Annotated in this window: 20 protein-coding genes; 10 read left to right on the top strand and 10 right to left on the bottom strand. The window is 72.0% G+C overall.

The window, feature by feature from the left end; translation table 11 throughout:
• Window positions 1-23: 23 nt before the first annotated feature.
• The gene (locus tag CYQ11_RS22030; RefSeq protein ID WP_240003563.1) at window positions 24-1,268 is read right to left on the bottom strand and encodes an alpha/beta hydrolase family protein; all 1,245 of its coding nucleotides are present in this window, start codon (window positions 1,266-1,268) and stop codon (window positions 24-26) included.
• Window positions 1,269-1,353: 85 nt separating this feature from the next.
• On the opposite strand from CYQ11_RS22030, the gene CYQ11_RS22025 reads away from it, so the two are divergent.
• Window positions 1,354-2,355 (top strand): ArsR/SmtB family transcription factor, encoded by a 1,002-nt coding sequence (locus tag CYQ11_RS22025; protein ID WP_099201106.1) that lies wholly within the window; start codon window positions 1,354-1,356, stop codon window positions 2,353-2,355.
• Between the two features lie 121 nt (window positions 2,356-2,476).
• On the opposite strand, the gene CYQ11_RS22020 is transcribed toward CYQ11_RS22025, so the two are convergent.
• Window positions 2,477-3,955 carry an MFS transporter gene (locus CYQ11_RS22020; RefSeq protein ID WP_240003564.1) on the bottom strand — a complete coding sequence of 493 codons (1,479 nt, stop codon included), beginning with the start codon at window positions 3,953-3,955 and terminating at the stop codon, window positions 2,477-2,479.
• 176 nt (window positions 3,956-4,131) lie between these two features.
• On the opposite strand from CYQ11_RS22020, the gene CYQ11_RS30695 reads away from it, so the two are divergent.
• Together CYQ11_RS30695 and CYQ11_RS22010 are read left to right on the top strand one after the other, a co-directional pair.
• Window positions 4,132-4,719, top strand: a complete 588-nt coding sequence (locus CYQ11_RS30695) for a TetR/AcrR family transcriptional regulator (protein WP_099201107.1) — start codon at window positions 4,132-4,134, stop codon at window positions 4,717-4,719.
• Window positions 4,720-4,969: 250 nt separating this feature from the next.
• Complete coding sequence (locus tag CYQ11_RS22010) at window positions 4,970-5,557, top strand: hypothetical protein (protein ID WP_099201109.1); 588 nt, start codon at window positions 4,970-4,972, stop codon at window positions 5,555-5,557.
• 132 nt (window positions 5,558-5,689) lie between these two features.
• Here the strand turns inward: CYQ11_RS22010 and CYQ11_RS22005 are convergent, their stop codons facing one another.
• Window positions 5,690-6,838 (bottom strand): GDSL-type esterase/lipase family protein, encoded by a 1,149-nt coding sequence (locus CYQ11_RS22005; protein ID WP_099201654.1) that lies wholly within the window; start codon window positions 6,836-6,838, stop codon window positions 5,690-5,692.
• Between the two features lie 250 nt (window positions 6,839-7,088).
• On the opposite strand from CYQ11_RS22005, the gene CYQ11_RS22000 reads away from it, so the two are divergent.
• Window positions 7,089-7,484 (top strand): PPOX class F420-dependent oxidoreductase, encoded by a 396-nt coding sequence (locus tag CYQ11_RS22000; RefSeq protein WP_099201110.1) that lies wholly within the window; start codon window positions 7,089-7,091, stop codon window positions 7,482-7,484.
• 83 nt (window positions 7,485-7,567) lie between these two features.
• On the opposite strand, the gene CYQ11_RS21995 is transcribed toward CYQ11_RS22000, so the two are convergent.
• Together CYQ11_RS21995 and CYQ11_RS21990 are read right to left on the bottom strand one after the other, a co-directional pair.
• Entirely contained in the window at window positions 7,568-8,632 is a 1,065-nt protein-coding gene (locus tag CYQ11_RS21995) for a cobalamin-independent methionine synthase II family protein (RefSeq protein ID WP_099201655.1), read from the bottom strand.
• An 11-nt stretch (window positions 8,633-8,643) separates the two neighbouring features.
• On the bottom strand, window positions 8,644-9,183 hold the full coding sequence (locus CYQ11_RS21990) for a hypothetical protein (RefSeq protein WP_099201111.1): 540 nt from the start codon (window positions 9,181-9,183) through the stop codon (window positions 8,644-8,646).
• A gap of 204 nt (window positions 9,184-9,387) precedes the next feature.
• Here CYQ11_RS21990 and CYQ11_RS21985 point away from each other — a divergent pair, with 204 nt between their 5' ends.
• Together CYQ11_RS21985 and CYQ11_RS29700 are read left to right on the top strand one after the other, a co-directional pair.
• Window positions 9,388-9,921 carry an EF-hand domain-containing protein gene (locus CYQ11_RS21985; protein ID WP_240003567.1) on the top strand — a complete coding sequence of 178 codons (534 nt, stop codon included), beginning with the start codon at window positions 9,388-9,390 and terminating at the stop codon, window positions 9,919-9,921.
• A gap of 314 nt (window positions 9,922-10,235) precedes the next feature.
• Window positions 10,236-10,385, top strand: a complete 150-nt coding sequence (locus CYQ11_RS29700) for an FDLD family class I lanthipeptide (RefSeq protein WP_181143745.1) — start codon at window positions 10,236-10,238, stop codon at window positions 10,383-10,385.
• A gap of 196 nt (window positions 10,386-10,581) precedes the next feature.
• Here CYQ11_RS29700 and CYQ11_RS21980 read toward each other — a convergent pair whose 3' ends face one another.
• The 3 genes from CYQ11_RS21980 to CYQ11_RS21970 all read right to left on the bottom strand — a co-directional run bounded on the left by CYQ11_RS21980 (window position 10,582) and on the right by CYQ11_RS21970 (window position 13,189).
• Complete coding sequence (locus CYQ11_RS21980) at window positions 10,582-10,863, bottom strand: hypothetical protein (protein ID WP_099201113.1); 282 nt, start codon at window positions 10,861-10,863, stop codon at window positions 10,582-10,584.
• A 185-nt stretch (window positions 10,864-11,048) separates the two neighbouring features.
• Window positions 11,049-12,257: a serine hydrolase domain-containing protein gene (locus CYQ11_RS21975; RefSeq protein WP_099201114.1), complete on the bottom strand. Its 1,209-nt coding sequence runs from the start codon at window positions 12,255-12,257 to the stop codon at window positions 11,049-11,051.
• Window positions 12,258-12,397: 140 nt separating this feature from the next.
• Window positions 12,398-13,189: a VOC family protein gene (locus tag CYQ11_RS21970; protein ID WP_099201115.1), complete on the bottom strand. Its 792-nt coding sequence runs from the start codon at window positions 13,187-13,189 to the stop codon at window positions 12,398-12,400.
• A gap of 254 nt (window positions 13,190-13,443) precedes the next feature.
• Here CYQ11_RS21970 and CYQ11_RS21965 point away from each other — a divergent pair, with 254 nt between their 5' ends.
• From CYQ11_RS21965 to CYQ11_RS21955, 3 genes are all read left to right on the top strand, one after another.
• Window positions 13,444-13,863 (top strand): CBS domain-containing protein, encoded by a 420-nt coding sequence (locus tag CYQ11_RS21965; RefSeq protein ID WP_099201116.1) that lies wholly within the window; start codon window positions 13,444-13,446, stop codon window positions 13,861-13,863.
• A gap of 44 nt (window positions 13,864-13,907) precedes the next feature.
• Window positions 13,908-14,336, top strand: a complete 429-nt coding sequence (locus CYQ11_RS21960; protein ID WP_099201117.1) for a CBS domain-containing protein — start codon at window positions 13,908-13,910, stop codon at window positions 14,334-14,336.
• A gap of 113 nt (window positions 14,337-14,449) precedes the next feature.
• Window positions 14,450-15,286, top strand: coding sequence for a carbohydrate ABC transporter permease (locus tag CYQ11_RS21955; protein ID WP_099201118.1), 837 nt, complete (start codon window positions 14,450-14,452; stop codon window positions 15,284-15,286).
• 6 nt (window positions 15,287-15,292) lie between these two features.
• Here the strand turns inward: CYQ11_RS21955 and CYQ11_RS21950 are convergent, their stop codons facing one another.
• On the bottom strand, window positions 15,293-15,688 hold the full coding sequence (locus tag CYQ11_RS21950; RefSeq protein ID WP_099201119.1) for a PIN domain-containing protein: 396 nt from the start codon (window positions 15,686-15,688) through the stop codon (window positions 15,293-15,295).
• Window positions 15,685-15,972: a hypothetical protein gene (locus tag CYQ11_RS21945; protein WP_099201656.1), complete on the bottom strand. Its 288-nt coding sequence runs from the start codon at window positions 15,970-15,972 to the stop codon at window positions 15,685-15,687. Before CYQ11_RS21945 ends, CYQ11_RS21950 begins: the two co-directional genes overlap by 4 nt.
• A 300-nt stretch (window positions 15,973-16,272) precedes the next feature.
• On the opposite strand from CYQ11_RS21945, the gene CYQ11_RS21940 reads away from it, so the two are divergent.
• On the top strand, window positions 16,273-18,807 hold the full coding sequence (locus tag CYQ11_RS21940; RefSeq protein ID WP_099201120.1) for an ABC transporter permease: 2,535 nt from the start codon (window positions 16,273-16,275) through the stop codon (window positions 18,805-18,807).
• The last annotated feature ends 103 nt before the right edge of the window (window positions 18,808-18,910 follow it).

Here is an 18,910-nt window from a genome sequence, read left to right as displayed (position 1 = left end):
CACGCTCGGCGTCACGCCCGTCGTCACGCCCGGCGCGCGGGCAGGTGCCGGTCGAAGAACGAGCGCACCTGCCCGCGCACCGCGGGCACCGACCGCGCCGGGTCGATCGGGCCGACCAGCTTGTTCCGGCCCTCGGCCGTCATCAGGGCGGCAGTCTGCAACTGGGGCGCGAAGGCGGCGTAGTCGGTGAACACCCAGTGCGAGGAGTCGTCGAGCTGCCGCCGGCGGACGCGTCCCCCGGAGCGGGCGAGCACGGCCGACCAGGAGCGGTCGAGCTCCTCGCTGCGGAAGCCGTCGGTGCCCAGCAGGAGCAGCGGCCGGTCCACCCCGTGCCGGGCCACGGGGAACAGCTCTCCCGGCCGGCCGGGCCCCTCGGGCGCGTAGTCGAGGTAGCCCTCCATGGTGACGGCGGCGCCGACGCGACGGTCCTCGTACAGCGCCTCGGCCACGGCCGTGCCGCCCGCCGAGTGGCCGTAGACGCCCACCCGCCGCAGGTCCAGCGCACGTCCGAGGTGCTCGGGCAGGGCGCGCCCCAGCGCGTCGGGATTCCGGCCGGCCGCCAGCACCTCCAACTGGTCCAGCACGAACCGGATGTCCGCGATCCGGGTGTCGATCGCGGTGCGGAACATCGCGGGATGCGCGCGGGGGTCGTCCCGGAAGACGGTGGCCCGGACCGTGTCGCGTCCGCTCGTCCCGCACGGGAACTCCACCGCGAGGCCGTCGCCGGGGTGGTCGACGACCACCACGACGTAGCCGTGGCTGGCCAGGTCCTCGGCGAGGCCGGTGCCGAGCGCCCCCGGGTCGCCGCCGCCGGGGCTGTACAGCAGCACCGGCCGCCGTCCGCCCGTGGCGGGCGCGAGCTTGCGCGAGTGGGTGGCGGTGGCCGCCCAGTCCACCCCGGCCGCCGGCAGCTCGCGGTGTCCCGCCTGGGGGGCGAGCTGTCCGAAGAGCTCCGCGGCGCCCTGCGTCCACTGCGGGGCGGCCGGCCGGCCGCGCACGGTGCGGGCCGGATGGAAGACGGTGACCAGCACCTCCCGTACGGGGATCTTGGGCTCCCACGGGTCGGGGCGGGAGCGGTCGACGAGGTAGAGCGCCGTCACGCCGGTCGCGTACGGGCCCGTCGGCGCCGGCAACCGCGGGACGACGGCGCCGCCCTCGGTGGCGGCCCGGGCCGGTGCGAGGCCCGTGCCGCCGGTGAGCAGCAGGGCGGTGGCCAGGACGGCGGACTTGGTGAGGGTGCGCCGGTTCATCGAGGAGGAAGAAGACATGGCCTGATGGTGGCGCCGGGCGGGGGGCGCGGGCGAAGGTTGAGGCCCTGACCGAAACGCTGGCGCCGTGCCGCCGGAGAGAGTAGTGATGCGGATCCACTTCACCGCGGCCGACTTCGCCCTGACCCGGTTCGCGCCCGGGCCGGCGCCGTTGCAGGAGCTGAACGCGGCCCTCATGCAGATGTGCGTGCCGGGCGACGAGCTGCTCTTCGGCCGGTGGAGACGACGCCTGCTGCGCTCCTTGCCGGCCGCCGCCGGGCCGTTGGCGGACCTGGTCCCCGCGGGGGTGGCGCCGCGCTTTCTCGACGTGTTCGACGGTTCCCTGGGGGAGGGTCTTGAGACCGTACGGGCGTCACGGCCGGACCTGGTCCGCTCGGAGATCGAGCGGGTCTACGCCGGGCACCCGTCCCCCGCTCCCCTGTGGGTTTGCGACCTGCACCGGGGCGACGCCGACGCCTGGCGGCTGCTCGGCCGCGCCCAGCGGGCGGCCTTCGAGACGGTGCTGGGCGCGGTGTGGCCGGTGGTGCAGGACCTGCACCGGGCGGAGTTCACACGCCGGGCGGTGGCCGTGGCCGAGCAGGGCGTCGGCGCGCAGCTGACGGCGCTGGTCCCGGGCGCCCGGCTGGAGGAGGGGGTGTGGGAGTTCGCGGGGCCGGACGAGGACGTGGCGCTGCGCGGCCGGGGCCTGGTCCTCGTTCCCACCTTCCACTGGACCGGCCATCCGGTTGTCGCCGATCTGCCGGGGCGGCCCCTGCACCTGACCTACCCGGCGGGCCCGGGACTGCCGCTCTCACCGGCGGGGGCGGACGACCCGGCCGGCGCGCTGGCGGGGGTGCTGGGGCGCACGCGCGTGGAGATGCTGCTGCTTCTCGCGGAGGAGCACACCACCAGCGGGCTCGCGAAGCGGCTGGGCGTCAGCAACGCCACCGCCTCGGCGCACACCGCCGCGCTGCGGGGCGCGGGCCTGATCACGACGGTCCGCGCGGGGCGGGCGGTGGCGCACCGGCGGACGGCGCTGGGGGGCTTGCTGGTGGGGCGGGGGCAGCCGGGTGGTGGCGCTTACGAGTTGGTGCGTGATAGCGGGTGAGATGTATTTAGCCTGGGGTGCAGCCCGACGTGCATGCGGCAGATCGTGCCGCACGGAGCACTGCCCGGCGCGGGTGCTGTGTCCGGTGGGGCGCGGCTGCTCGGGGCGGTTTCAATTCGGGTCAGGGCGCGCTCTTGCGCGGGTCTGCGGTGATGGATAGGGCGGCCAGGACCGCGGTGCCGAGCATGATGCCCAGTGCCCAGGTCGCGGCGGTGGCGTAGCCGTGGACGGTGGCGTCCCGGAGGACGTCTGCGCCGTGGTGGTCGGCCAGGTAGGTGCTGGTGGCGCTGGCCGCGATGGTGTTGAGCAGTGCGGTGCCGATGGAGGCGCCTGTCTGCTGGGCGGTGTTGACGGTCGCGGAGGCGATGCCGGCGTCGTGGGGAGCGACTCCGCTGGTGGCCGTCGCGACGGCGGGGCCGAACAGTGTGCCGATGCCGAGTCCGAGGAGCAGTTCGGCGGGCAGGATGACGGCGGTGTAGGAGCTGTGCGGGGTGAGTTGGGTGAGGAGGGCGAGCGAGCCTGCCGCGCAGAGCAGTCCGGGCACGATCAGCAGCCGGGGCGGCAGCTTGGGGAGCAGGCGGCCGGACATCTGGGTTGCCGCCGTCACGTTCATCGCGACCAGCGGGAGCATGGCGAGGCCGGTCTTGACCGCGGAGTAGCCCATCACGGACTGCAGTTGGTAGGTGAGGAAGAGGAAGACCCCGAACAGTCCGAGCGTGGCCAGCGCGACGGTGGCGAGGGCCGCGCTCCGGTTGCGGTCGGTCAGGATCCGCAGCGGAAGGAGAGGAGCACGTAAGCGGGCCTGCGCGATCCCGAACGTCAGGAGTAGGGCGACGGCCAGGGCCAGGCAGAGGACGACCCGGAGTGTGTGCCATCCGTGCTCGCCGGCCTCGGAGAACCCGTAGACCAGAGCGGCGATGCCGCCGCAGCCGGTGAGCGCTCCCAGGACGTCGATCCGTGCATCGGTGCGTCCAGGCAGATCAGGCAGCGTGGCGACGGCGCCGAGCGCGGCCAGCAGGGCGATGGGAATGTTGACGTACATGCACCATCGCCAGTCGAGGTAGCTGGTGATCAGCCCGCCGCCGACCAGGCCGATTCCGCCGCCTGCGGTCAGCACCCCGCTGTAGATCCCGATGGCCCGGGCCCGTTCGGCCGGTCCGGGGAACACCGCCATCAGCAGCGCGAGGGTGGAGGGGGCCAGCAGTGCTGCGAAGACGCCCTGTCCGGCGCGGGCGGCGACCAGCATCCAGCCGGAGTCCGCCATCCCGCCGAGACCGGAGGCGACGGCGAAGCCGAGGATGCCGGCGATCAGGGTGCGCCTGCGGCCCAGCCGGTCGGCGATGCGGCCGCCGAGCAGGAGCAGCCCGCCGAAGGCCAGGGTGTAGGCCGTAATGACCCACTGCCGACTCGCGTCGGACACGCCCAAATCCTGCTGGGCGGCGGGCAGCGCGATGGTCACGATGGTGGTGTCCAGCACAATCATCAGCTGGGCGAGTGCGATGACCGTCAGCCCCCACCAGCGGTGCGCATGCAGCCGAGCCGGATCGGCACTCCACGTACTCTTCGCGCTCTTCGTCTTCTTGCCTGTTTTGTTCAGCACGGCGAACCCCCCTTGTGAAGTCGTGTGTCGGCACTCGCATTCATTACCTGCCGACAGGTAAAGTTGACGGCGAGACGAAGCTAGCCCATTGCTTGCCGATCGGCAAGCAATGGAGGGAAGGGTCCTGGCAGGACCGTCCGCAGGCTGGCCGAGACGATGGCGACGAAGGGACTTCCATGGCAGGCCGCCGCACCGACACCCGTAAGCGCGCCCAGCGCGTGGCCCTTCAGCTCTTCAGCGAGCACGGGTACGACGGCACCTCGCTGCGCATGATCGCGGAGCAGCTGAACATCACCAAGGCGGCCCTCTACTACCACTACAAGTCGAAGGAGGAGATCCTCGCCGCCGTACTAGCCGACTTCTCCGCCGCGGTCGCCGAACTCACCGACTGGGGCAAGCAGCAGCCCGCAGGACCCGAGACCCGGCGCGAACTCCTGCGCCGCTACGCCGAGCTGACAGCCGGTGGTATCACGGCCGCGGCCCGCTTCGTGCAGGACAACGAGCCGGCGCTGCGCAACCAGCCGCTCGCGGCCGAGGTGCAGCAGCACGTCATGACGCTCTTCGAGCTTCTGGCCGGGCCCGGCGCGCTGTCCGGTGACGGCGACCCGGCCGCATCGCTGCGTGTCCGCCTAGCCATCACCGCACTGCACCTGGCCGGCGACGAGGCCGATCGAGCGGAAAACGGAGGCCCGGAGCTGATCGATGCGGCGCTCGGCATCGCCTGCGACCTGATCGATCCGCCGTCTCCCCGGCCAACCGCCTAAGTGCACGCCCCCTCCGGCACCCCGCTGGCCGACATCGTCCATGCGGCCGGAGCCCGCTGGGCGATTGAGGAGACCTTCCAGGCCGCGAAGAACGAGGCTGGCCTCGACCCACTACCAGACCCGCCACTACCGCCGCCGCGGTCACCGACCCCCGTAACTGCCAGGTTGACAACGCTAGTCCTGACGGGTTGCCAGTGATGCGCCCGCCCGGTCGTTTCGCGGCCGAGGCCGGAAGCGTAGGGTGCCGGATGTGATCGAACTGAAGTTCCGGGCGATGGACCGGAATCGTCCGGCAAAGTCGTACGTGGTGCACCTGGTGCTGGCACTTGTCGTCCTGGTCGTCGAGGGGTTCGCTGCGTTCGTCAAGCTCGGCGCGGTGGGGTTCTCCTGGCTGACGGGCGGAAGCATCGCCCTCCTCGCCCCGCTTCTCCTCCTGTCGTCCCGGAGCTGGAGCAGGGTCGGGGCCGACGGAATAACCATCTGCTGGGGCCTTGGGCATGGCCGCACCTACCCCTGGCACGAGATCCGGTGGATCGACGTGCGCGAGACCAAGGGGCAGGGCTCGTCGTCGTACGCGGTCCGGATATTCCTGGAGGGCGGGCGGCGTCGTTCGCTGCCCGGGCTCTACCGCAGCGACATGCATCCCGCCCCCGACTTCGACGAGCAGTTCCAGCGGGTCGTCAACTGGTGGGAGCTGAGCACGGACCAGACCGCACGGGTCCGGCCCCCGAAGCAGTTCCGGGACCGGCTGACTCCCACCGTGATCGGCCTCGTCGTCGTACCCGTAGCCTTTGTCGTCGTGGCGGTCGTCGCTCTCGTGATCCTCGCGCCGCACTAGGGTCTTCTCCTGACCGGCTCGGCGCTGATCCGAGCGTGCAGACCATCCAGGCCCGCAGTCCAGCCGTGCACCTCGTCAACCGTGACATCCCCGCCCATGACTGGCGCAACGAGCGGCTCGCGGGCAGTCACGTCAACTGGCGAACGGGCCGCCGTCGCCGAAGGCCAGCTCAGCGAAGTTCTCGCCGATGCGGCGGTGACCGGCGGAGTCCGGGTGGAGACCGTCGGGCAGCGGCAGCTCGGCGAAGTCCTTCTCGCCGTAGAGCGAAAGGCCGTCGAGATAGTGCAGGTTCGGGTCTTCGGCGGCCCGTTGCGCGGTGATGCGGGAGAGCTGGTCCCGGATGACGGTGAGCGTCAGCCGGGAGGGGTCCGACGGGTCGCCCGTGGCCCGGAAACGCAGCCGGGGGCCGTCGAAGTCGGGTGCCAGGGGGCCGGGGGTGTCCTCCTGGACGGGGCAGAGGACGGGCGAGACGACCAGCAGCGGCGTGGTGGGGTGCCCGTCGCGGATGGTGTCGAGGAAGCCGTGGACGGCCGGGGCGAAGGCCCGCAGACGCATCAGGTCGGTGTTGACCAGGTTGATGCCGATCTTCACGCTGATCAGGTCCGCGGGGGTGTCCCGCATGGCGCGCGCGGTGAACGGGTCGAGCAGCGCGTTGCCGCCGAACCCGAGGTTGACCAGCTCCACGCCGCCCCGGGCCGCGGCCACCGCCGGCCAGATCGCGGTCGGGTTGGCGGCGGCGGAGCCGTGGCTGATCGAACTGCCGTGGTGCAGCCACACCCTGCGGCCGCCGTCCGGCACGGCCTCGACGGGGGCGTCGGTGCGCAGGGCCACCAGCTCGGTGATCTCCCCGTGCGGCAGCCAGATCTCGACGTCCTTCACACCGCCGGGCATCCCGGCGAACCGGGCGGTGCCCACGGGGCCGGGGGTGGTGACGGCGGCCTGGGTGACCATGTCGACGGTCACCACGTTGCCGCCGGTCGCACTGGTCTGGCCGGCCAGCCGCCCGTCGACGAGCAGGTCGTACACACCGTCCTGGGCGGGGGCGCCCTTGTAGACCGTCTTCGTGGGGAGCACGTCCAGCTCGACGACGGTGGCACGGGTCCGGAAGACCAGCCGCACTCCGGAGGGCTTGGCCTCGGCCAGGGCCAGGCTCTCGTCGGGACACTGCTTCCGGGCGCGTGCGGGCAGCCGGTGCGGCAGCACGCCGTGCGGGGTGCGCTCCAGTTCGAGGGCGCCGCGCACGATGCGGGCGTCGACGGGGGTGGTGATCCAGTCGGTCACGTCGGCCTTTCTCACGGGGTGCGGGATGCGGGGGTGCGCGGAGCGCACCTGCCCCGTTTCCTCACGAAAACACGCTTGGTGCGATCATTGCCAACCCTTTCCCCCGCCGCGCGCCCGGGCCCCCACCGGGGATGAGCCGAATCGGGCCGGAAGCGCGCGCCATCTGATCCCCCGTCGGGAAGAACCCAGCCCTCGCGTCCGTTCCATGCAGGCAGTGACCACACGGAATGCCGGACAGAAGGGGGAGGCCATGTCAGTGGCGTTCAACGAGGAGACGCGCAAGCTTCTGGACGGGAGGAACTTCGCCACCGTCGCGACGCTGAACCGGGACGGCGGGCCGCAGACCTCGGTGGTCTGGATAGCGAGGGACGGGGACACGGTGCTGTTCTCCACCACGGCAGGGCGGCAGAAGGCCAGAAACCTCACCCGGGACCCACGGGTCAGCCTCAGCGTCTACGACACCGAGAACCCGTACCACTCCGTGGACATCCGCGGCACCGTCGAACTGATCGAGGACCGGGAGAAGTCGCTTCCGCGCGAGCTCTCGCAGAAGTACCTCGGCGAGGACCCGCCCGCCGAGTCTGACGACGTCCTCCGGCTCATCGTCCGGGTGACGCCGCAGAGGATCTCCGGCTTCTCCGTCTGAGGCCGGCGGCTTCCCGTGCCGGGGCAGGGCCCGGCAGCCGGACGTACCGCCCCGGGTGCCGGGCCGCCGTCTTCCCCGGACGTTCAGACGCCCAGGTGCCCGGAGGCCAGGGCCGTGCCCTCGATCCGGGCGCGGATCTTGGCGAAGGCCGTGTCCCGGGAGGTGGACGTGTCGTCGGCGAACGGCGAGAAGCCGCAGTCGTCGCACGTTCCCAGACGGTCGGGCGGCAGGTGGCGCGCGGCGGCGAGGACGCGGTCGCGGACCTGCTCGGGCGTCTCGACGCGCGGGTCGACGGGGTCGGTGACGCCGACGAACACGCGCGCGTGGGCCGGAAGATGCTTGGCGAGAACGCTGAGGACGGCATCCGGGTCCGGCTCGCTCGCCAACTGGATGGCGAACCTTCCTGCCTTGAGCCGCAGCAGCCTCGGCAGCAGCTCGGCGTAGTCCACATTGAGGCTGTGGGTGGAGTCCTGGTCGCCGCCCGGGCAGCTGTGCACGCCGATCCTGGCCTGTTCGGCGGCGGAGAAGCGTTCCAGAACGCGGTTGTTGAGCGCGACGAACTGCTCCAGCAGGCCCCCGCTCGGGTCCAGTTTCAGCGCGAGGCGGCCCTCGGTGAAGTCGAGCTGGACACTGTCCGCGCCGGCGCCCAGGCAGCCGCGGATGTCGGCCTCGGCCTCGGCGGTGAGGTCGTCGAGGAACGCCTCGCGGGAATAGCCGTCGATGCCGTCCGGCGGGTAGAGCAGGCTGAGCGCCGACGGGGCGATCACGGCCTGCTTGACCGGCACGGTCGCATGGCGGAGCGCGGCCCGCACATAGCGGTCGGCGTGCACCGCGTACCGCAGGGGGCCGGCGGTCAGGCGGGGCAGTTGCCGTTGGTGTCCGTCGGCGAAGGGGATGACGACGCCGTCCGGCGCCAGCCCGTCCAGGCCGGCGAGGGGGTAGGTGGCGAAGCTCGGCTTGGACTGCTCGCCGTCGGTGACGACCGGCGAGCCGGTCTCCTCAAGGCGGCGGACGGTGTCGCGGACCGCCCGGTCCTGGGCGGCGGCGAGTTCGTCGTCGCCGATCCGGCCGGCGGCGTGGTCCGCCATGGCGGTGAGCAGCTCGGCGGGCCGGGGAATGCTGCCGACGGGTTCGGTGGGGATGCCCACGCGGGCCGGGGTCACGGCTGGATCTCCAGCTGCGCCCCGCCGGTGCTTCCCCGCAGGCCGGAGGAGAGGCACTCCGTGGGCAGCTGCCCGGGGCGCGCGGCCACGCTCCGCCGCGCCGACAGCCCTTGGCCCCGCCCCTGGGTGACGCGGCCCGAGAGGATGACGTTGAGGGCGCCGACGACGCGGGTGGTGGTGCCCTGGTCGTAGAGGATCACTGACCGGTGGCCGTCGCCGTAGCGGACGGTTTCGGTGGCGTGCGTGCTGGTCAGCGTGATGCACGAGGCGTCCGCCGTCACCGCGTCGAGGACGCCGGTGGCCGGCACGGTCCGGCCGGGGGCGACGGTGCACGCGTACCGGGCTTCGGTGTGGACGCTGGTCTCGCGCGCGCTGAGGGTCAGGGGCGGGTCGTAGACGCTGTCGCTTTCGCCCGTACAGACGAGCCCCCGCTGTCTGCCCCCGTCGGCGTGGCCGGCAGGGGTCCATGCCGCCGTCGACACGGCCAGGGCCAGGGAGGTCAACGCCACCGCCGCACCACGCCCACCGAACACCATGCATCCTCCAGAGAGCCCACTGATGACCGCTGTCCCACCCTCACTACCCCCGGGTGTCATCGCCGCCCCCGGCTCTCGAAGCGGGTCATCCGCGCACGTCCCGCCCCGGGCGCGGGGTCCGCACCCCCCGGTGCACCACACCGCCGCGGCGGGAGTCGCCGTACCGGGCCTGGCGCCGCGCCTGCCGGGTAGGGACAGCCGAACATGCCCGACAAGAAGGGGACTTCAGTGGACGACACCACCGCGAAGCGACTCGTCTTCGCCATGCTGGACGCGGACGGGGACGGGGTCATCTCCCGGGAGGAGTACGCCGCGCGGGCCGAGCGTGTGGCGCTGGCGGCGGGACGCGCGGAGGACGATCCCCTCGTCGTCACCGCGCGCACGGCGGGCCGGCGGGCGTGGGAGCTGATGGACGCGAACGGTGACGGCGGGGTGACCTTCGACGAGTACGCGGCGTGGGCCGGCGCCGAGGCGTTCGACACCGTCTGCGAGCCCGTGCTCGGCGCGCTGTTCGACGTCATCGACACGGACGGGGACGGCACCCTGGACCTGCCGGAATTCACGAAACTGCGGGCGGCGCTGGGAAATCCGGTCGGCAACATCGAGACGGCCTTCGACGCGCTGGACTCCGACGGGGACGGACGTGTCCGCCGTGCCGACTACATCGCGTCCATCCGCGCGCACATCACGGGAGAGGGCTCGCCCATGGGGAAGGCCCTGTACGCGGAGCACGTGTGACGGGACCGCGGGCGCGGGGCACGGTGGTCCCCACGGGGCGTCCCGCCGAGCCCGCGCCGGGCTCCATCTCGGCCACGCCAAAACCGGCCATGTTGGCGGCTGGATCACTTCGCCCCACGGCGAGTTGATCAGCAACGTCCCCCACCTCGTTGCCCGGGGCAACGCTCCTGGTGGCCGGAACCATGCGTTACATCCAGCCATCCCGTTCGAATCGCGTGCTAGAACTCTCCTACAGCCGCCCTCCCTTGACGGAATCCCGTGGGGCCCGGCCGGGGGGAGCGGGAACGCGTGCATTCATCGTGGGGGTAACCAATATGGAGAAGGACTTCGATCTCGACGTCCGTGTGGCCGTCGCACCGACTCAGGACACGACGCAGGGTTTCGCCAGCATCGGCAGCACCTGCTGGTCCTGCCAGAACTCCTGCGACTGCCACTGGACGCAGACCTGCTTCACCGTCTGCTGATCGCCTGACTCGGCACTGGATCCGAGAGCATGAGGCTCCCGGTGCCGCGCGGCGCCGGGAGCCGAGGTGACCGGTTCGCATGCACGGCGGCTGTGCGCGGGGAACGATTCGCGCCAGCCCGCCAGCCCGCCAGCCCGTGCACCGCCGACCGCGCATCGTCGGCGGCCGCACCGAGCGGGGCGCTCGCCGCTACGCCCTACGGGATCAGGGAGTTCGCGACGTCGACGACCGTCGACTCGAAGGGCGGTGCCTGGATCCCCTGCACCACTCGGGCCACGTCCGTCTCCATGAACGCACGGAGCGCGTCCTCTGACTCCCACACGTCGATGACCTGCCAGCCGCCCGACGCCATCGGCCCCGCGAAGTGCGCGATGAGCCCCGCCGGGGGTTTCGACGTGTCCGGTATCGCCCCGTTGAACGTCGCCGTGTAGAGCTCCTGGTTCCACACCGCGCTGCGGTGGTGCACCAATATCGCCATGCCCGCTGCTCCCCCTCCGGGTCCGAGGACGATTCCGCCCTCAACGCTACGTTCCGGCCGTGGACGGCAGGCAGTTGTATCCGGGCCGGGCGGCGGCTCGCCCCCGCGCCGGAGCGCGGAAGCGGCGCTGCTCACGCGCGCAGCCCGGCCGGGACCCGGACGCCGGGGTCAGGGCTTGCCCGCGGTCAGGACTTCGCCGGAGCGCACAGCGCGTGGTCCACCAGAGTGCGCGTCGCCTTGTTGAGCGCGACGGGGTCCGGGCGGTCGCCCTGGCTGGTCACCGACACGGCCACCGCGCGCCGCCCGTCGGGGGTGACGCCGGTGCGGGTGTACGAGCCCCAGCCGTCGCCCTCGTGGTGCCAGTAGCCGCCGCCGCACGAGAGCGGCGTCCAGCGCAGGCCCAGCCCGTAGCCGCCCTCCGGCCACTGCGCCAGGTCGTCGGTCGCCCCCGTCCGGTCCACGGTCCGCCGCATCTCCGCGAGTTGGGCCTTCGGGAGCAGCCCGCCGGTGACCAGCGCGCGGAAGAACGTGTTCAGGTCGGCGGTCGTGCTGACCACGCCGGAGTCGGCGGTGTGCTGGAGGCTGTGCTCGGTCACGTCCAGCCGCCCCCCGTCCGGCGTGCGCAGGAACGCCTGCGCGTGCGGGCCGGGCAGGAAGGGGTTGGCGCCCGGCACCGAGGTGTGGCGCAGGCCCAGCGGCGCGATGATCCGGCTCTCCACCTGCTCCCGCCAGGGCACGCCGGCGGCCTTCTCGGCGATCATCCCGGCGAGCAGGTAGTTGGTGTTGGAGTAGGCCCAGCGCGGGTGGTTCCGGTCCGGTGTGAACAGCGGCTGGTGCCGCATGGCGACCGCGACCCACTGTTCGGGCGGCGTCGTGTCGTAGCGGTGCCCGTCGAAGTCCTCGGTGACGGCGCGGACGACGTCGGGGTCGTTCACGTAGTCGAACAGGCCGCTGGTCTGCTGGAGCAGGTCGCGCACGGTGATCTTCGAACCGTCGTTGCCGTTGCCGGAGACGACGCCGGGCAGCCACTTCTCCACGGTGTCGTCGAGCGACACCTTGCCGTCGGCCACCAGCCGCAGCACCACCACCGCCGTGAACGTCTTGGTCGTGCTGGCCGCGCGGAACTGCGCGTCCCAGGGCACCTGCGGCCCCGTCCGGGCGCGGGCGCCCTCCCGGCCGGCGCTCACCTCGGCGAGCACGGCCACGTCCCCGCCCGCGGCCCGTACGGCGCGGACGTCCTTGTCCAGCACCGCGCTTCCCCGGCCGCCGCTCCCGGCCGCCCCCGCCTGCCGCGCCTCCGCGACGCCGGTCGCCATCACGGCGACGGCCAGCGCCACCGCACCGGTCCGGCCCGCCCGGGCCCAACGGCCCGTACGCCGCACGTGCACCCGCATGTCCCACTCCCCTGTTCTCCACGGCGGGGAGGTTCTCCCACCGTGGGAACAGCCAAGCAGGGGCCTTGATCACGCACCAGGGGTGCAGGGCGCCACCCGGTGGTGGGGCCAGCCCCACCCTGACGGGCGGGGGACGTCCCTCAGCCCGCCGTCGCCGGCGGGTTCGGCTTGATGACGGCGAACGGCGCGCCGAACGGGTCCGCCAGCCAGGCCATGCGCCCGACGTCCGGGACGTCGGCGGCCGGGATGAGGACGGAGCCGCCGCTGCCCTGGGTGTCGGTCACGACCGCGTCGACGTCCTCCACGCCGAAGTAGGGGATCCAGCGCGGGGTCTCGTCGTCACCGCGGAAGGGGACCACCCCGCCGAACGCCGCCTCCTGCTGGTCCTCGCCGTCGGCCGTGGCGAGCACGGTGTAGACCATGCCGGGGGTCTTCATGTCCGCCGAACGCCAGTCGAACAGGCCGCGGTAGAAGGCCTTAGCGGCCGTCGGGTCGGCGGTGTGCAGCTCGGCCCAGCACAGGGAGCCGGGGTCCATGACCTTCTCCAGGCCCTTGACCGTGCCCGGCTGCCAGACGGCGAACTCCGCGCCGCCGGGGTCGGTGAAGCAGGCCATCCGTCCGGCCTCCATCACGTCGAACGGCTCGACGCGCACCGTGCCGCCGCCCTTCTCGACCTCCCGGGCCGTGGCGTCGGCGTCGGTCGTGCCGAAGTACACGGTCCAGGCCGACGACGCGCCCTCGTCCGTGAGCGGGCCGAGGCCGGCGATCGTCCGGCCGTCCTTCTTGAAGAAGCCGTAGCCCCCGGCGTCGGGCCCGGCGGAATCGGTCTGCCAGCCGAAGACCGCGCCATAGAAGGCCGACGCGCCCTGGGTGTCGGGGCTGCCGAGGTCGAGCCAGGTGGGGGCGCCGGTGACAAAGTCAGTAGTGAGCATGGTGGTGTGCTCCTTCGACGGATTCCGCCGGGTTCCCCCGGCTCGGACTCAGTCTGGCACCGCCCACTGACACCCGCCCGGCACAGGCGTTCGCACGCCCCCGGCGCGCGGTGGCGCGGGCGCCGGGACCGGCCGCGCCCGGTGGCCGCCCGGGCCGTCACCCGAACGGAGCAGCTCTCCGATCGCAGGGAGCGGCCGGACGGGGGACGATGGGTGCGTCAAGAGCGGCCACCTACCCACCCAGGAGGCAGATCATGACCGTGGCCAAGGAGATCATGCACCCCGGCGCCCAGTGGATATCCCGTGACGTGACGCTCGACGAGGCGGCCCGGCTGATGCGGGAGCTGAACGTCGGGGCGCTGCCGGTCGCCGACGAGAACGAGCGGCTGTGCGGCATCGTCACGGACCGCGACATCGTCGTGAAGTGCGTGGCAGACCGCCGCGACCCCGCGACGTGCACCGCCGCCGAGCTGTGCGAGGGCACGCCGCGCTGGATCGACGCCAACGCCGACGTCGAAGAGGTGCTCCACGAGATGGAGAACCACCGCATCAAGCGGCTGCCGGTGATCGAGAACAAGCGGCTCGTCGGCATCATCACCGAGGCGGACCTGGCCCAGCACCTCACGGACGACCAGATCGCCGAGTTCGCGGAGATGGTCTACGCCCGCAAGTGAGCGGCCGCGGGAGCACCGGGCCGCCGGCTCAGGAGGCACACATCGTGACCAAGGCCAAGGACATCATGCACCCGGGCGCACAGTGGATCACCCGTGACGAGACCCTGTCCCGTGCCGCCCAGGTGATGGAGATGCTGGACGTGGGGGCCCTGCCGGTCAGCGACGAGAACAGCAGGCTGTGCGGCATCGTCACGGACCGCGACATCGTCGTGAAGTGCCTCGCCCGGGGGCGCGACCCGGCCAAGGTGACGGCGGGCGAGCTGTGCGAGGGCACGCCGCGCTGGATCGACGCCGACGCCGACGTCCAGGAGGTGCTGAACGAGATGGAGCGCCACCGCATCAGACGGCTGCCGGTCGTCGAGAACAAACGCCTCGTCGGCATGATCAGCGAGGCGGACGTGGTCCGGCAGCTTCCGGACGACCAGGTCGCGGAGTTCACGAGCGCGATCTACTCCTCCCCCACGAGCACGTAGCACCCCCACCCACCACGTCCGGCGGACCCGCGGCCTGTCGGCCGCCGGTCCCGCGCGCTAACCTCCCCTCGGCCGGTCACCCGCCGGCCTCCGGCCCCGCGCAGGGAGGTGCCGTGCGCCCGTTCCCCGCCCGCCGCACCCGTCACCGTCTGGCCGCCGACGCGGCGCTGCTCACCGTGGTCCTGGCCTTCGCCGTCCCGCTGGTGTGGCTGGTCCTGGCCTCCGTCGACGACGAGGCCGGGCTGACGGTGCGGGTGCCCTCCGATCCGTCGCTGGACAACTTCTCCGCCGTCATGACCGACGAGATCACGTTCACCCCGATGCTGAACAGCCTGCTGCTGTGCGGCGGGGCCACGCTCCTGACGATCGTCTGCGCCGCGCTCGCCGCGTATCCGCTGTCGCGCTACCGCTCCCGCTTCGCCCGCCCGTACCTGCTCGGCGTGCTGTTCACCACCTGCCTGCCGATCACGGCGGTGATGGTGCCGGTGTACGGGCTGTTCGTACGCGTCGACCTCATCGACACCCTGCACGGCACGGCGCTCTTCCTCGCGACCGCGCAACTGCCCTTCGCGATCTGGCTGATGAAGAACTTCATGGACGGCGTGCCGGTCATCCTGGAGGAGGCCGCCTGGACGGACGGGGCGAGCCGGACGCAGGCACTGGTGCGGGTGATCCTGCCGCTGATGGGGCCGGGGCTCGCGGTGGTCACGACGTACAGCTTCCTGATGCTGTGGGGCAATTTCTTCGTGCCGTTCATGCTGCTGCTCTCCCCCGACCAACTGCCGGCGTCCGTCAGCATCTTCACGTTCTTCGGTAACTACGGTCAGGTGGCCTACGGCCAGCTGGCGGCGTTCTCGGTCCTCTACTCCACGCCCGTGATCCTTCTCTACGCGCTCATCGCACGGCGCCTGGGGGGCGGCTTCGCGCTCGGAGGCGCGGTGAAGGGATAGGCCGGGTCAGGAGAAGCCCAGCATGCCGGGTGAGTCGATGTCCACGGTGACCACGCCGGGCGGGTAGGCGTCCTCGTGACCGGTCAGCAGGATGGACATGCCGGTGAATTCGGCTCGCGGCAGGGCGCAGTACAGGGCATGGCAGGTGTCCGGACCGCCGTAGCCGTCGCGGATCATCTTGCCGACGCTGACAGCGGCGGTCATGGCGAGGTTGTCGACAGTGACACAAGGGAGGCCGAGCGCCCGACGTGAGGCCCCGACGTCTTCGGCTTCGGCCTGCATGAGGCACAGCGCGGGAATGACCAGTTGGTCGCCTGTGCGCGTCATGTTGACCGCGAGGAGATTGAGGGTTTTGTGCCCCTGCACGAGGGCGAGCGTGGCAGAGGTGTCCAGGATGATCACGCAGCGTCGCTCCGCGCGACCCTGGCCTTGTCTGCGGCGATCTTGTAGATGTTGCCGAGGATGTCCGGCGCCTGATCGAACTCCTCGTCGCTGATGTCGAGGCCGATCACTTCGCGTACGTGCTCACGAGCAGCGGCGAGCCGCTCCGCGCGTTCCGCGGCAGTCGGCTGCTCCGCGGCCAGGGCCTCGACCAGCTGGCCGATGTTCATGCCTCGCTCCTTGGCGAGTTCGGCGAGGTGATCACGGGTCTTCCGGGAGACCTGAATCGTCGTCGTTGCCGTCATAGTCGCACCATAGGCCGACCACGGCATCGGGAGCCACCTCCTTCACCCCCACGGGTCACCATGCGTCCCGGGGATGACGGGGTCCGTCTGAAGTAGCACGGCCCCATGGCACCCCAGGACCAACGTCCGGCGTCGCATTCCGCCCGTCCAGCTGACGTTTCGCGGACCGCCCGCACCAAGAATGGGAAGGACGGCCGACGCGGTGCTGGACCGTATGAAGGCGTTCGACGCCAAGGGCCGTACGAGCTGATCAGCGCCCTGATCCCCGCCGGACCCGAACCCCAGGACTGACCGACCTCCATGTTCCGTACCGCTCTGCGCAACCTCCTCGCGCACAAGACCCGGCTGATGATGACCGCGCTCGCGGTCCTCCTCGGCACGGCCTTCGTCTCCGGCACGCTCGTCTTCAGCGACTCCGTCGACAGCGCCTACCGCAACAAGATGGCCCAGAACCTCGCCGACGTGGCCGTCTCCGTGACCTCCGGCAGCGCCGGCCCCGACACCCGGGACCAGGACCGGCTCGACTCCCGCGCCGTCGACAAAATCGTTTCGCTGCCCGGTGTGGCCTCCGTCCGCCCCTCCGTCACCGGCACCGCGATGGTCGCGGACAAGCACAACGAACCCGTCGGCAACGACTGGGGCAGCACCGGCGCCAACTACGCGCCCGGCAAGGACGGCAAGGACAGCCGCTACCCGCTGGTGCGGGGCCGGGGCCCGGCCGCCGAGGGCGAGATCGCCCTGGACGCGAAGTCGGCCCGCAAGGCCGGCGTCGAGGTCGGCGGCACCGTACGGCTGGCCGTCGACGGCCCGGTCATGACCAAGAAGCTCGTCGGCGTCGTCAGGACCGGCGACCCGCGCGTGAGCGCCGGCGGAAGCCTCGCGCTGTTCGACACGGCGACGGCGCAGAAACTCTTCGGCAAGCCCGGCGAGTTCAGCGAGCTCGTCGTCTCCGCCACCCCCGGCACCGACCAGGCTCGGCTGACGGCCCAGGTGCGCGAGGCGCTGCCGAAGACGTTCGAGGCCCGGAGCGGCAAGCAGCTGGCCGCCACCGAGGCCAAGATGATCGACGCGGACACCAGCGCGATCCGCAAGACCTTCCTGGTGTTCGCGGGCATCTCGCTCTTCGTCGGCGTCTTCATCATCGCCAACACCTTCACCATGCTCATCGCCCAGCGCACCCGTGAGATCGCGCTGCTGCGGGCCGTGGGCGCCTCCCGCCGCCAGGTGGTGCGCTCGGTGCTGATCGAGGCCGGTGTGCTGGGCCTCGTCGCCTCCGCCGCCGGGTTCCTCCTCGGCCTCGGCATCGCCGTCGGCCTGCGCCCGGTGCTGAACACGACCGGCGCGAGCCTGCCGGACGGCCCGCTGGTCCTCAAGCCGGAGGCCGCGCTGTCCGCCCTGGGCGTCGGCGTCGTGGTGACCGTGCTCGCGGCGTGGCTGCCGTCCCGCAAGGCGGCGAAGATCGCACCCGTCGAGGCGCTGGCCGCCGTGGAGCAGCCGCCGGCCGTCCGCAGCCTGGTGGTGCGCAACGCCCTCGGCGCCGTGCTCACGGGCGCGGGGATCGCGCTCATGCTGTACGTCACCACGTTCAAGAACAGCAGCGGTCTGCAGTTCGCGATGGCGGGCTCGGCGCTCACCCTCGCGGGTGTCATCGTCCTCGCGCCGCTGCTCTCCCGCCCGTTCGTGAACCTCTGCGGCCGGCTCGCCGTGCGGCTGGCGGGCGTCAGCGGCAAGCTGGCCCGGGAGAACGCGCTGCGCAACCCGCGCCGCACGGCCGCCACCGCCTCCGCCCTGATGATCGGCCTCACGCTGATCACCGGCCTGACCGTCGCCGCGGTCTCGGCGGACCGGGGCGTGGCGCGGATGGGCCAGCAGGACCTGACCGCCGACTACAAGGTCACCTCCGCGGGCCTCTCCGGCCTCTCCCCCGAGATCGCCAGGACCCTGTCCGGGCAGCCCGGCGTCGCCACGGCGGTCGCCCTGCGCACGACCGGCTTCCAGTCGCAGGAGCGGCCCGCGCTGGCCACCGCCGCCGACCCGCGGGCCCTGCCCTCGGTCACCGACGTGCGCGCGGTCGACGGCTCGCTCACCGACGTGCGCGGCACCACCGCCGTCGCCGTCTCCGACACCTACGCCCGTGAGCACGGCCTGAAGGTCGGCGCCACGCTGCCGATGGCGTTCTACGACGGCAAGCAGGCCGGCCCCCGCGTCGTGGCCGTCTACGCGGAGAACGACGTCCTCAGCGACGTCCTCACCTCCACGGCCCTCCTCGACCCGCACCTGGACAAGGTGCGTGACGAGGCGGTCCTGCTGAAGGCCGCCCCCGGCCGGGCGGACAGCCTGCCGGAGAAGATCAAGGAGACGCTCGGCGGCAACCCGCTCATCAAGGTGCAGAGCCAGGACGACCTGCGCCGCTCCGAGGCCGGCGACATCGACGACGTCCTCTATCTGATGTACGGCCTGTTGGGCATGGCCGTGGTCATCGCGGTCATCGGCGTCGTCAACACCCTGGCCATGTCGGTCTTCGAGCGGACCCGCGAGATCGGGATGCTGCGCGCTATCGGGCTGGCGCGGCGCGAGGTCAAGCGGATGGTCCGGCTGGAGTCCGTGATGATCGCGATGTTCGGCGCGGTGCTCGGCGTCGGGGTCGGCGTCTTCCTCGCCTGGTCCGGCGGCCATCTGCTGCGCTCGTCCTTCCCCCAGTACACGATGGTCGTGCCGTGGGCGCGCATCGGGCTGTTCCTGCTGCTGGCCCTCGCCGTGGGCGTCCTCGCCGCGGTCTGGCCGGCCCGCAGGGCGGCGAAGCTCGACGTGCTGGAGTCGATCGGGGCGCAGTAAGGACGCAGAACGGTGGTGGCCGCCTCCCCCCAGGGGGTGCTCCCCCAGGGGGTGGCCCGCACCACCGTCGCGTCCCCGCCCTGACCGAACCGTACGTATGGCA

Source organism: Streptomyces cinnamoneus (assembly GCF_002939475.1).
Classification (GTDB): Bacteria; Actinomycetota; Actinomycetes; order Streptomycetales; family Streptomycetaceae; genus Streptomyces; species Streptomyces cinnamoneus_A.
Note: the sequence above shows the minus strand (reverse complement) of the source record. Positions and strands in the feature narration are given on the sequence as shown.